Origin of the sequence: Hymenobacter sp. 5317J-9, from assembly GCF_022921075.1 — a bacterium.
In the GTDB taxonomy this organism is placed as follows: Bacteria; Bacteroidota; Bacteroidia; order Cytophagales; family Hymenobacteraceae; genus Hymenobacter.
Genome location: NZ_CP095050.1, coordinates 3,858,302 through 3,872,689, shown reverse-complemented (window position 1 = coordinate 3,872,689; position 14,388 = coordinate 3,858,302). Strand labels below are relative to the sequence as shown.

Sequence of the window (14,388 nt, the reverse complement as noted above, 5' to 3'; positions counted from 1 at the left end):
CCAAGGCGCTGCGCCCGGTTTTGGCCCTTTGCGGGGTCGAAGCCGGGCGCAGTTGCGTTTCGGGCCCGTGGGCGGCCGGCGGCCTACCCCACAGTACAGGAGGGTGCCCGCGGGCCCGCGGCCTTCATTTGCGTTCCTCCACTTTTCCTTCCCACCCTTATGACGTTTCGGCAATCCGTTTCCGAGTGCCTGTGGTGGCGGCTGACGCTACTGCTGCTGGGCTGCGGCAGCTTGCAGCCCGCGGCCGGCGCCCCGGCCCCGCCGCGCGCCCGGCTCAGCCTCAATCCCGGCTGGCAGGTGCGGGTGGGGGAGGCGCCCGGCGCCGAAGCGGCCGCCTTTGATGATGCCGGCTGGAAAACCGTAACGCTGCCCCACGCCTGGAACGAGGACGAGGCTTTCAGCAAAGACATCAAGGACCTGAGCACGGGCGTGGCCTGGTACCGTAAGCACTTCCGGCTGCCGGCCGGCGCGGCAGGGCAGAAGGTGTTTGTCGAGTTCGAGGGCGTGCGGCTGGCCGGCGAGTTCTGGCTGAACGGCCAGCGCCTCGGCCTGCACGAAAACGGCGTGATGGCCGTGGGCTTCGACCTGACGCCCTACCTGAAGCCTGCGCCACAGGACAACGTGCTGGCCGTGCGCACCGACAACGACTGGGACTACCAGGAGCGCGCCACCGGCACCACGTTCCAGTGGAGCAACCGCAACTTCAACGCCAACTACGGCGGCATTCCGAAGAACGTGTTTTTGCACGTGACGAGCCCGCTGCACCAGACGCTGCCGCTGTTTTCGGCGCTGGGCACCACCGGCGTGTATGTGTATGCCCAGGGTTTCGACGTGGCCGCCGGCCGCGCCACCGTGGTGGCTGAGGCGCAGGTGAAAAACGAGTATTCGACGGCCCGCACCTTCGCGTTTGAAGCCGTGGTGGCCGATGGCGAGGGCAAAACCGTGGGCATCCTACGCGGCGGCGAAACGACCTTGCAACCGGGCGAGATGAAAACGGTGAAAGCGCAGCAGGCCATGTCCGGGCTGCATTTCTGGAGCTGGGGCTACGGGTATTTGTACACGATTTCGACTCGTTTGATAATCAATAAGCAGGTGGTGGACGAGGTGAAAACCCGCACCGGCTTTCGCAAAACCGAATTCGCCCACGGCTTCATCAAGCTGAACGACCGGGTGATGCAGGTGCACGGCTACGCCCAGCGCACCAGCAACGAGTGGCCCGCCGTGGGCCTGGGCGTGCCCGCCTGGCTGAGCGACTACAGCAACGGCCTGATGGTGGCCGGCAACGCCAACCTGGTGCGCTGGATGCACGTCACGCCCTGGAAGCAGGACATCGAAAGCTGCGACCGGGTGGGCCTGCCCCAGGCCATGCCCGCCGGCGACGCCGAAAAAGACGTGGCCGACCGCCGCTGGGGCCAGCGCCTGGAGCTGATGCGCGACGCCATCGTCTACAACCGCAACAACCCCAGCATCCTGTTCTACGAGGGCGGCAACGAGAGCATCAGCGCGGCCCATATGCAGGAGCTGAAGGCCATCCGGGACCAGTACGACCCGCACGGCGGCCGGGCCATCGGCTCGCGCGAGATGCTCGACATTGCACAAGCCGAGTACGGCGGCGAGATGCTCTACATCAACAAAAGCGCCACCAAGCCGCTCTGGGCCATGGAATACTCGCGCGACGAGGCCCTGCGCAAGTATTGGGACGAGCTGAGCCCGCCCTTCCACAAAGACGGCGCGGGCCCGCTCTACAAGGGTGCCAACGCCGCCGACTACAACCGCAACCAGGACTCGCAGGCCCGCGAGGACGTCATCCGTTGGTACGACTACTGGCACGAGCGGCCCGGCACCGGCACGCGCAGCAGCGCCGGCGGCGTCAACATCGTTTTCTCCGACACCAACACCCACTACCGCGGCGAGGAAAACTACCGCCGCAGCGGCGAGGTCGACGCCCTGCGCATTGCCAAGGATGGCTACTTTGCCCACCAGGTGATGTGGGACGGCTGGGTGGAGCCCGAGCACACCCGCACCCACCTCATCGGCCACTGGAACTATGCGGCCGGCACGGTGAAAAACGTGGACGTGGTGTCGAACGGCGAGAAGGTGGAGTTGTTTCTCAATGGCAAGTCGCTGGGCTTTGGGCAGCAGCAGTACCGCTTCCTGTTCACCTTTCCGAACGTGGCCTGGCAGCCCGGCACCCTGCGCGCCGTGAGCTACGACGCCGCTGGCAAAAAAGTGAGTGAAGCCGAACACCACACCGCCGGCCCGCCCGCCGCCCTGCGCCTCATACCCACCACCGGCCCGCGCGGCTTGCACGCCGACGGCGCCGACCTGGCCCTGGTGGAAGTTGAGGTTGTCGACGCCCAGGGCCGCCGCTGCCCCACGGCCCTCAACATGGTCAGCTTCGTCCTCAGCGGCCCGGCCGCGTGGCGCGGCGGCCTGGCCCAGGGCCCCGGCAACTACATTCTGGCCAAAAGCCTGCCCGTGGAAGGCGGCGTGAACCGGGTGCTCATCCGCAGCACCACGCAGGCCGGCAGCATCACGCTCCGCGCCACGGCGGAGGGCTTGAAGCCGGCCACCGTCAGCCTGAAATCGCAGCCGGTGCGGGTGGCAAACGGCACCACTACGCAGCTGCCCGGCGCCGACCTGCCGGTGAGCCTGCGGCGCGGGCCCACGCCCGCCGGCCCATCCTTCACCGTGTCGCGGCTGACGGTGCCCATTGCCAGCGCCACCGCCAATTCCAATGCCGCCAACGCCGCGCTGAGCGTTGATGACAACGAACTGTCGGAATGGATTTCGGACCGCCGCGACGCCCGGCCCTGGATAGAATACCGCCTGGTGCAGCCTGCGCCCATCACCCAAGTGGCCATGAAGCTCACGGGCTGGCGCAACAGCACCTATCCCATTCGCATTCTGGTAGACGGGCAGGAGGTCTTCAGCGGCAAAACCGAGCGCAGCCTGGGTTACTTTACGGCCAAATTTCCACCCCGCACGGGCCAGTCGGTGCGCATCGAGCTAACCGGCCAGACCCAGGCCAAAGATGCCTTCAACATCACCGAGCTGGAAGCGACCAAAGCGGCCCCCGCCACCGACCAGGCCGGCCCGCCCGGCACCCTGGGACTGGTGGAGGTGGAAGTATACACAACCCCGACCAAGGCCGCCGCGCAATAATGAAGAGGCTACGAGTATTTTTTGACACCATCGGCTGGACCATCGGCCTCCTGTTGCTGAGCCTCATCGCCCGGGCCCAGACGCCCGCCGCGCCGCTCTGGCACAACCAGCCCCGCACGCTGCGCTACCGCCCCGATGGCACCGATTTCGTCATCGAGAACGGCACGCGGCGCTTCACCCGGGCCCTCTACGGCACCAATACCGGCTTCCGGGTGGAGGCCGGCGACCTGCCGGAGTTTGCGCTCTACCTGCCCGGCATGGGTGGCAATTTGAAGTTTGGCCTGCTGGCCAACGGCCAAAGCAAGTGGCTGATAAGCGCGGCCCACATCACGGCCCGCTACCGGCCCGGGGCCATGCTCTACGACATCACCGACCCCTTGCTGGGCGCGGCCCATCTGCGCGTGGAAGTGCAGGCCCTGGCCGATGCCGAAGGCGTGGTGGTGCGCACCCGGTTGGAAGGGGCGGCGCCGGCCAGCCCGGTGCGGCTGCTTTGGGCTTTTGGGGGCGCCACGGGCAAGAAGTTTAGCCGCGACGGTGACATCGGCGCCGACCCTGAATCCAGCTTTTACCTGAAGCCCGAGTACTGCCAGGGCAATGCGTTTGAGCTTAACAAAAACGCCTTCACGCTGAGCTTTGGCGCTGCGGCCGCCCGCCCGGCGCCCGACCCGTACCGGGACCTGGGCGCGAAGTCCACGGCTCCGGCGCCCGCGTCGGCCACCCCCGCCAAAAAGCTGCTGGGCGTGGTGCCGTCCACATCCACCACCCACGTAGCCGATGCCCGGCAGCAGGAGTCGCCGGCGCAGCTGCTGGCCTCGGTGGCGGCGGAGGCGCCAGTAGCGGCCGGCGTGGTGCCGGTGAAAGCAGGTGAGGAGCTGTATTTCGCCGTGCAGGTGCCGGCCAAAGCCGCCCCGCTGACTTACAAAGAGCTGCCGACAGCGTTTGCCCGGGCCGAAGCGGCGCGGCAGGCGTTGGCGGGCCGCGTGAAAGTGCTGACGCCCGACCCCTACATCAACACGCTGGGCGGGGCGCTGAGCGTGGCGGCGGATGCCATCTGGGAATCGCCTTCCTATATGCACGGTGCCATTGCCTGGCGCATGCGGCTCAACGGCTGGCGCGGGCCTTATGCCGCCGACCCGCTGGGCTGGCACGACCGGGCCCAGCTGCACTTCGGCAGCTACGCCAAGTCGCAGCTCACCAAGCCGCCCAAAGGGCCCGTCACGCCCGACACGGCGCTGCACCTGGCCCGGCAGCTGGAAAAGCTGGGCACCGCCGTGTTCAGCGAAGGCTACATCAGCCGCAACCCGGGCGGCGACTTCCGGCCCCACCACTACGACATGAACCTCGTGTTCATCGACGAGCTGCTGCGCCATCTCAACTGGACCGGCGACCTCGTCTTTGCCCGGCTGATGTGGCCCGTGCTGCAGCGCCACCTGGCCTGGGAAAAACGCAACTTCGACCCCGACAACGACGGCTTGTACGACGCTTACGCCGCCATCTGGGCTTCCGATGCGCTGCAGTACAGCGGCGGCGCGGTCACGCACTCGTCGGCCTACAACTACTTCGCCAACCTCAAAGCCGCCGAGCTGGCCCAGCTGCTGGGCCAGGATGCCGCGCCTTACCGCCAGGAAGCTGCCAAAATCCTCCAGGCCCTGAACGCCCGGCTCTGGATGCCGGCCCGGGGCTGGTACGCCGAGTACCAGGACGCGCTGGGCCGGCAGCTGTTGCACCCCGCCGCCGGCCTCTGGACGGTGTACCACGCCCTCGATTCGGAGGTGCCCGACGCCTTTCAGGCCTACCAAACCCTGCGCTACACCGATGCCGAGCTGCCGCACATTCCGGTGCGCGCCGCGGGCCTGCCCGACGCCGGTTACTACCTGCTTTCTACGACTAAGTGGCAGCCCTACGACTGGTCCATCAACAACGTGGCGCTGGCCGAAAACCTACACGCCACGCTGGCCAACTGGCAGGGCGGCCGCCCCGAAGAAGCCTTTCGGCTCTGGAAAAGCGCGTTGCTCGAAAGCATGTATCTGGGCAGCAGCCCCGGCAATTTCCAGCAGGTTTCCTTCTACGACGCCAACCGCGGCGAGCTGTACCGCGACTTCGCCGACCCCATCGGCATGGCCAGTCGCTCGCTGGTGGAGGGCCTGTTCGGCATTGTGCCCGATGCCCTGCACGGCACGCTGCGCATCCGCCCGGGCCTGCCTGCCGCCTGGAACGAGGCCGCCCTGACGGTGCCGGATGTCGCCTTTGCATTTAAGCGGCAAGGCGCCCGCGACACCTACACCATTACGCCCGCCTTCGCCAAGCCCCTGAAGCTGCAGCTGCAAGTGCAGGCCCGCGCCGCCGAGGTGCAGGCCGTGCTGGTGAACGGGCAGCCCGCGCCCTGGCGCAACATGGACACGGCCGTGGGCCGGCCGGTGATTGAAATCAGCAGCGCGGTGGCGGCGAAATACGTGGTGGAAATCCAGTGGCAGGGCGCGACACCCAATGCCGCCGCCACCAAAGAATCTTACGCAGCCGGCGCGGCGCTGGCTTTTGATTTCCCCCAGGCCACCGTAGTGAAGGTGTTCGACCCGCAGCAAGCGCTGCGCCAGCCCAAAACCACCGAGCACGGCCTGACGGCCCAGGTAGGAGGGGAGCCCGGCGCGCGCACCGCCTTCGTGCAGCTCCGGCAAGGCGCCCTCACGTGGTGGGAGCCCCTGAACCTCAATGTGGCCAAGCCCAACAGCGCGCCGGAAAGCGCTTCGCCCCACGCCGCCACCTGGGAAACCGTGGACCTGAGCCGCGGCTTCAACGAGCAGGTGGCGCGCATTTTTCAGCAGAAATACCTGTCGCCGCGCCCGGCGGCAGCCACGTTGGCGCTGCCCACGCAGGGCATCGGCAACTGGTGCTACCCGCTCACGCAGGCCAACATCGACGACAGCGGCCTGCGCCGGCTGGCGGGGGCCAAAAACGAAATTCGGCTGCCCAGCGGCGCGCCTCTGCGCACCCCCGGCGCGGCAGGCGAAAAGAACGTGCTGTTTGTGTCGCAGTGGGACAATTACCCCGACGAGGTGATTCTGCCGCTGCGGGGCCGCGCCAGCCGCGCGGTGCTGCTCATGGCCGGCAGCACCAACCCCATGCAAAGCCAGCTCACCAATGGCGAAGTGCTGGTGACCTACACCGACGGCAGCACCGCCACGCTGCCCCTGCGCAACCCCGACACCTGGTGGCCCATCGAGCAGGACTACGCCGACGACGGCTTCGCCTTCCAGACCGGCGCGCCCCGGCCCCTGCGCATTCACCTCAAAACCGGCCTGATGACCCGCGAATTCACGCAGTACACCAGCATCAAAGGCTTCAGTACCCGCGCCATTGATGGTGGGGCGGCCACTGTGTTGGAACTACCCCTCGACCCTGCCAAAAAGCTCAAAAGCCTCACCGTGCGCGCCCTGGCCAACGACGTGGTGATTGGGCTGATGAGCGTGACGCTCCAACGGTAAACCTCACCCCCGGCCCCTCTCCCTAGGAGAGGGGAGCCTGACGATTCAGGCGTAAAATGTTCTGTTCATGGAAACAAAAGTTATCTATCAATCGTCAGGCTCCCCTCTCCTAGGGAGAGGGGCCGGGGGTGAGGTCCTTCGTCTGGCAGCGCTTCTTGTTCTGCCCTTCAGCCTTTTCGCCCAGCCCATCAACCGCCAGGCCGTGGTGGAGCGCCACAAGGTCGTCATCACCAACACCGACTCGCTCAATTCGCTGTCGGTGGGCAACGGCCGGTTTGCTTTTACTACCGATTTTACCGGCCTCCAGACGTTTCCGCAGCACTACGAAAAGGGCCTGCCGCTGGGCACGGAGTCGGAGTGGGGCTGGCACCGGTTTCCGAATAAGGAGAACTATAAATTCGACCAGAGCCTGCGCACCTACACCCTCAACGGGCGGCCCGTGAGCTACGCCGTACAGGTGAAAACGCCCGGCAACAAAGAAGCCGTGGACTACTTCCGGGCCAACCCGCACCGCCTGCAGCTGGGCAACCTGGGCTTTGTCATTCTGAAGAAAAACGGCCAGGTGGCCGGCGTTCAGGACATCAAAAACATTCGCCAGGTGCTGAATCCGTGGACGGGCGAAATTCAGAGTCACTTCACGGTGGAAGGCATGGCGGTGGACGTGCTCACCGTGGGCCACCATGAGTACGATGCCATTTCGGCCAAAATCACCTCCCAATTGCTGAAAGCCGGGCGGCTGAAAGTGGCCCTGCGCTTCCCGTTTCCCACGGCCGGCTGGGCCGACATGGGCACCGACTACTCCCACGACGCCGAGCACCGCTCCGCCATTGAAAACCAGCGCCCCGGCACCGCCCGCCTGCAGCACCAACTCGACACGACCCGCTACCAGGTGCTGCTGGGCTGGTCGGGGGCGGCGCGGCTGGCCGCCGGGCGCCCGCACGAGTTCGTGCTCACGCCCGCCCGGACCGAGGCCACGCTGGAAATCAGCTGCCACTTCGGGCCGCGCCTGCCCATTGGGCTGGCGCCGGCCCACTTCGCGGCCACGCAGGGAAGCAGCCGGCGGGGCTGGCAAACCTTTTGGCGCAGCGGCGGCGCCGTCGATTTTGGCGGCACGCCCGACCCGCGCGCTAAGGAGCTGGAGCGGCGCGTGGTGCTCTCGCAGTACCTCACGCGCCTGCACAACGCCGGCTCGCAGCCGCCGCAGGAAACCGGCTTGCTGCTCAATAGCTGGTACGGCCGCCCGCACCTCGAAATGCACTGGTGGCACGCCGCCCATTTCGCCCTCTGGGGCCGCCCCGAAATCCTGGAAAAGAGCCTGACCTGGTATGCCCGGCCCGACGTGCAGGCCGTGGCCCGGGGCATTGCCCAGCGCCAGGGCTACGCCGGTTGGCGCTGGCAGAAAATGACCGACCCCTGGGGCGAGGAAGGCCCGTCGTCGGTGGGCGCGTTTCTGCTGTGGCAGCAGCCGCACACCATCTACTTCGCCGAGGAGGTCTACCGCGCCCACCCCAATGCGGCCACTCTGAAGCTCTACCAGGAGCGGGTGCAGCAGACGGCCGAATTCATGGCGTCGTTTCCGTTTTATGAGAAGGAGAAAGACCGGTACATTCTGGGCAAGGGCGTGATTCCGGCCCAGGAGCGGTTTAAGGCTGAAGAGACGTTCAACCCCACGTTCGAGCTGGTGTACTGGCACTGGGCCCTCGACATTGCCCAGAAATGGCGCGAGCGCCAGGGCCAGCCCCGCAATGCCAAATGGGACGAGGTGCTGGCCAAGCTCTCGAAGCTGCCTGAGGCCAACGGTGTGTACCTGGCCACCGAAAGCGCCCCCGATTCCTACACCAACCCCGAATTCAAAACCGACCACCCTTCCGTGCTGGCCGCGCTGGGCGTGATGCCCGCCACCGGCCAGCAGGACGCCGCCACCATGCGCCGGACCTTCGACCTGGTGTGGCGCGACTGGAGCTGGAACGACACCTGGGGCTGGGACTTCCCGATGACGTCGATGACGGCCACCCGCCTCGGCCTGCCCGAAAAGGCCGTGGATGCCCTGCTGATGAAGGTGCAGAAGAATACCTACCTGCCCAACGGCCACAACTACCAGGAAGGCCGCCTGCCGCTCTACCTGCCCGGCAACGGCGGCCTGCTCGCGGCCGTGGCCCTCATGTGCGCCGGCTACGACGGCTGCAAAGAAGCCAATCCCGGCATTCCCAAAAACTGGAAAGTGAAGTGGGAAGGCCTGCAGAAAATGCCGTAATCTCGTAGCGTGGACTCGGCGAGTCCGCGCAACCCGAGTTTCGTCCATGCGCGGACTCGCAGAGTCCACGCTACATTCTTTCGATGAAAGCTTTACTTCTTGCCTTCCTGCCCTTGGCCGCCGCGGCCCAGACCCGCGCCGCCCTGCCGCCCGTGAAAACCACGGCCTTTCGCGCCGATACGTTTTCCATTGCCCGATACGGCGCCGTGGGCGACGGCCAAACCACCAACACCATCGCCTTTCAGCAGGCCATTGCGGCTTGCGCGGCCAAGGGCGGCGGGGTGGTGCTGGTGCCGCCGGGCCAGTGGCGCACCGGCCCTATCGAGCTGCAAAGCAACGTGAACCTGCACGTGGCCACCGGCGCGCTGGTGCAGTTCAGCGAGAAGATGGCCGACTACAAGCTCATCAAAACCAACTGGGAAGGCCTGGCCGCCGTGCGCAACCAGCCGCTCATCTACGGTAAAAACCTCGAAAACGTGGCCATCACCGGCCGCGGCATTCTGGACGGCGCCGGCGAGGCCTGGTGGATGGTGCAGAAAGCCCGCAGCCTCGAAAGCGACTGGAAGAAGCTAGTGGCCTCGGGCGGCGCCCTCAACGAGAAGCAGGACCGGTGGTACCCCACGGCCCAAGCCCTGAAAGGCACCACCGTGAAGGAAGCCGGCGTGCTCACGCCCGAGAAGCAAAACATCGCCGATTTCGAGGACATCAAGGACTACCTGCGGCCCGATTTCCTGGTGCTGGATGGCTGCAAGCGCCTGCTGATTGAGGGCGTCACGTTCCAGAACTCGCCGGCCTGGACGGTGCACCCGCTGCTGAGCGACGACGTAGTGGTGCGCAACGTGCAGGTCATCAACCCGCCCTACAGCCCCAACACCGACGCGCTGGACCTGGAATCGTGCCGCAACGGCATCGTGGAAGGCTGCATGTTTACAGCCGGCGACGACGGCATCTGCATCAAGAGCGGCCGCAACGAGCAAGGCCGCGCGCGCGCCGTGCCCACCGAAAACTTCATCATCCGCAACACCACGGTGTACCGGGCCCACGGCGGCTTCGTCATCGGCTCCGAAATGTCGGGCGGCGCCCGCAACATTTACGCGTCCAACCTCACCTTCATTGGCACCGACATTGGTCTGCGCTTCAAAACCACGCGCGGCCGGGGTGGGGTGGTCGAGAACATTTTCATCGACCACGTCACCATGAAGGACATACTCAACGAGGCCCTGCTTTTCGACATGTACTACATGATAAAAGACCCGAGCCCGCAGGTACCCGGCTCGAAGGAGCGCCCGGCCTCGCCGCCCAAGCCCGTGGACCAGGGCACGCCGCAGTTCCGCAAAATCTACATCAACGACGTGACCTGCAACGGCGCCAAAACCGGCATCCTGGTGCGCGGGCTACCCGAAATGGCCATTCAGGACATCAGCGTGCAGAACGCGGTGCTGCGCAGCGAGCAAGGGCTGGTCTGCATCGAAGCCGACCGCATCAACCTCAAAAACGTGACCCTGCTGCCCACCCAAACCGACCCGGTGATGGAGGTGCACAACAGCCGCAACATCACCCTCGACGGCATCCGCTACGCGCCCGGCGCGGCGGTGCTACTGCGCGTGTCGGGCACCGAAAAGACCCAAAAGATTTTACTGACTAATACCGACCTCAGCAAGGCCAAGCAGCCCTTGGAGTTGGGTGCAGGGGTGAATAAGAAGGTTGTCAGCCTGCCCAGGAAGTAAAATTAGAGGTGGCGGCCGTTTGGGACCCATCGGGAAGGGCAGGAATTGGAACTTGCCCACCGGCGTGAAACCGACGCCACTGTGCCGGTAGCATATCTGCGTATTTGAAGGGAGTTTAAGCTATGATTAGACCAAAACCGGGTGAATTGACTCTCATAATTGGGGTTCGTTTGAGCTCGTAGCTACACTTTCTTATCAAATGGCGTCCGAAAATGATGGCTAACTAGAAAAAATGTTCATTGTCGCCTTTTGTCAAAACGGCAAGCTCCAGCCCCCTAGCTTGGAAACTTTACTCCCAAACGCCAGCTATTTTTATTAAGCAATGAATAAATAGCGCATTTCTTATTGAATACGTAAAATTTCACGTAAAATTCATTCTGATTTATTGGCCAAAAATCATCTGAATCAGGGTATTACCTGAAGGGTTTGCGTTTACATTTGGAAAAATTCTAACTCGTATTTTTCCCTATGAAGAACCTGTTTACGCGAACGTGCCAACCAGTGCTTCGGGCCCTCGGCCTGGGGGCTTTTTTAGTAGGGGCGGCCCAGGCGGCGCCCGTACCCGTGGCCGTGACCGGCTACACCGCCGATGTGGTAGCCGATGGTACCGGGGCCGCTTCGGCGCGCACCACGGCCGATTTTGACGGGGTGTCGTTCGCCCTTATGGCGCTGGGCTACACCAACCCCGCAGGCGCGTCGGCTACCGTGGGCCTGCCGGCTTCGGGCCTCATCAACAGCGCCGCCACGCCGGGCCTGAGTTTCCAGCTGGCGTCTTACACTGCTAATAACTCGTTGCGCATTGCTACGGCGAGCACGGGCACGCTCGCCCTGGCCACGCCCCGCACCGCCGGCGACCTCTACGTGCTGGCTTCGTCGGGCAGCGGCGTGAGCACGGTGGGCGTCACGGTGACGTTCAGCGACGGCACCACCCAGATTTTCTCGTCCATCTCGGTGGGCGACTGGTTCGGCGGTTCGGGGGCGGCCATTGCCGGCATCGGGCGGGTGAGCACGGCTGACAACACCATCACCAACAACGTCACCGACCCGCGCCTCTACGAATACAAGTTCACGCTGGCCCCGGCCAACCTCAGCAAATTGGTGCAGAGCGTGACCTTCAACAAAACTTCCACCGCCGGCGTGCTGAACGTGATGGGCGTGTCGGTGAACCCCGTGTGCAACAGCGCGCCCACGGCCGGCACGGCCGTGGCCACGGCCACCAACACCTGCGCGGTGGCCGGCATCGTGCTGTCGCTCACCGGCGTTTCTACCGACGGCGGCCTGGCCTACCAGTGGCAGGCGTCTACCAACGGTGGCACCTCCTACACCGACATTGCCGGCGCCACCAGCGCTACCTACAACGTGGTGGGCCAAACGGCCACGACGCTGTATCGCGCCCGCGTGACGTGCAGCGCCACGGCCCAGTCGGCCAATTCGACGGCGGTCACGATTTCCTCCACGGCGCCCACCTACGCCACGCTGCCCGTCATCGAGAGCTTTGAGAATACGTGGGTTGACGGTTGCAGCACCCGCGACGTGCCCAGCGCTTCGTGGCGCAACTCGCCGGCCACGGGCAATGCCTCCTGGCGCCGTGACGACGACGGCTCGGCCGCCGGCTGGACCAGCCCCACGGCCTACATCTACACGCCGCTGGCCAGCCAGGGCTCGCGCTCGGCGCGCTTCCACAGCGGCTGGGTGCAGTCGCCCAACGTGGGCACGCTCGACTTGTACGTGAACCTGAGCGCGGCCGGCGCCAAGCGCCTGAGCTTCGACATCAACAACTCGGCCGGCAGCGACTCGCTGGTGGTGCAGATTTCCAACGATGGCGGCACTACCTTCAGCCGCTTGGTGGGCTTTGGCGTGACCGGGCCCGGCTTCGTGACGCAGGTGTTGCCCATCAACAGCACCTCGGCCACGGCCGTGATTCGTTTCCGCGGCCGCGGCGACTACCTGAGCAACGACATCGGGCTGGATAACATCATCCTGGAGTCGGCCACGGGCTGCCTCACGCCGGCCGGCCTGACGGCCACCACCACCACCACCACGGCCACGCTGACCTGGCTCACGGGCGGCACCGGCACCTACTCCGTGGTGTACGGCCCCACCGGCTTCAACCCCGCCACCGGCGGCACCACGCTGTCGGGCCTCGCCGGGCCGTCGACCACCATCTCGGGCCTCGCGCCGGGCACCACCTACCAGTTTTACGTGACGCTGAACTGCGCCGGCGGCGCCAATTCGGGCACGGCCGGGCCGGTGGCCTTCACCACCCAGATTGTGAATGACGACCCCTGCGGCGCCACGGTGCTCACCGTCAACAACGTGTGCACGCCCATTGCGACCACCACGGTAGGCGCCACCCAGACGCCGAGCACGGTGTATGCCGGCGGCGCGCAGGGCACGGGCTGCGGCTCCATCACCGCCCCGCGCGACGTGTGGTTCCAGTTCACCACGGCGGCCACCGGCCCCACCAGCACGCAGGTGCGCATCACCGTGACGGGCGGCGCGGCCAGCGTGGTCCGGGCCTACTCGGGCGCGGCCTGCACTGGCCCGCTCACCTACATTTCCTGCGTGGGCACGGGCTCCAACACGGCTGCCCCGGTGCTCGACCTGACCACGCTCACGCCCAGCACCACCTACTACATCCGCGTAAACGAGTACAGCACGTCGGGCACGCTCGGCAACTTCACCATCTGCGCTTCGCCGGTGCCCAACTGCCCGGCGCCTACGGGCCTCGGCACGGGCGCCCTCACCAGCACCACTGCCGTGGTGAACTGGAGCGGCACGCTGTCGGCTGGCAGCACCTATTCGGTGATTTACGGCCTCAATGGTTTCCTGCCCGCTACGGGCGGCACCACCATTTCGGGTCTGACGGCCAACACGGCCACCCTCACCGGCCTGAGCGCCACCACCGGCTACCAGTTCTACGTGCAGCAGATTTGCGGCGGCTTCAACGGCAGCAGCACGCTGGCGGGGCCCTTCCCCTTCACCACGCCCCTCACCGTGCCGGCCAACGACGAGCCCTGCGGCGCCCTGGCGCTGAGCGGTACTCCCGTGTCGGCCACCACGGTGGGCTCCACCACCGGCACCCAGGCCAGCATCCAGCTGCCCGCCTGCGCCGGCGGCTCGCTGCCCAAAGACGTGTGGTTTGCCTTCACGGCCAACGCCAATACATCGACCTTCACTATCACGGGCACGGCCGCGGGCGCGGTGCGCGTGTACTCGTCGCCGAGCTGCTCGGCCGGGCCGTTCACGCAGGTGTTCTGCCAGGGTAGCGGCGCCAACAACACGGCCTTTGCCGCGCCGGTGGCCGTGACTGGCCTCACGGTGGGCACGCGCTACTACGTGGCCGTGAGCGGCTACGGCAGCTCCGACACGCCGGGCGCCTTCACCATTGCCGCCACCAACGTGCTGGCCGCCCGCGCCCAAACCAACAGCAGCGCCCTGCAGGTATTCCCCAACCCCAGCAACACCGGCCAGCTGTCCTTGCGCCTGAGCGCCCCCGGCGCCAGCCAGGCCACCCTGCTCAATGCTTTGGGCCAGGCCGTGCGCTCGCAGGTCCTGTCCTCGGGCTCGGCCGAGCACTTGCTCAGCACCCGCGGCCTAGCCGCCGGCGTCTACACGCTGCGCGTGCAGGCCGGGGCCGATGTGTATACCCGGAAGGTGGTGCTGGAATAAGTCCGGCAGCCCTTCACTTGAAGGCCAAAAGGGCCGCCCCGACCGGGGCGGCCCTTTTTTTGTGGCCAGAAGAATAGTTGCCTGTTCC

The 14,388-nt window shown here is 65.9% G+C and carries 5 protein-coding genes; all 5 read left to right on the top strand.

The window, feature by feature from the left end:
* The first annotated feature begins 159 nt into the window (after positions 1-159).
* The 5 genes from MUN81_RS16275 (at position 160) to MUN81_RS16255 (ending at position 14,300) form a co-directional block, all read left to right on the top strand.
* Positions 160-3,165, top strand: coding sequence for a DUF4982 domain-containing protein (locus tag MUN81_RS16275; RefSeq protein WP_245112243.1), 3,006 nt, complete (start codon positions 160-162; stop codon positions 3,163-3,165).
* The gene (locus tag MUN81_RS16270) at positions 3,165-6,647 is read left to right on the top strand and encodes a DUF4450 domain-containing protein (protein ID WP_245112240.1); all 3,483 of its coding nucleotides are present in this window, start codon (positions 3,165-3,167) and stop codon (positions 6,645-6,647) included. The genes MUN81_RS16275 and MUN81_RS16270 overlap by 1 nt, the downstream gene beginning before the upstream one ends.
* A gap of 67 nt (positions 6,648-6,714) precedes the next feature.
* On the top strand, positions 6,715-8,901 hold the full coding sequence (locus MUN81_RS16265) for a hypothetical protein (protein WP_245112237.1): 2,187 nt from the start codon (positions 6,715-6,717) through the stop codon (positions 8,899-8,901).
* Positions 8,902-8,984: 83 nt separating this feature from the next.
* On the top strand, positions 8,985-10,628 hold the full coding sequence (locus MUN81_RS16260) for a glycoside hydrolase family 28 protein (RefSeq protein ID WP_245112235.1): 1,644 nt from the start codon (positions 8,985-8,987) through the stop codon (positions 10,626-10,628).
* Positions 10,629-11,096: 468 nt separating this feature from the next.
* Positions 11,097-14,300: a T9SS type A sorting domain-containing protein gene (locus tag MUN81_RS16255; protein ID WP_245112232.1), complete on the top strand. Its 3,204-nt coding sequence runs from the start codon at positions 11,097-11,099 to the stop codon at positions 14,298-14,300.
* Positions 14,301-14,388 lie beyond the last annotated feature (88 nt).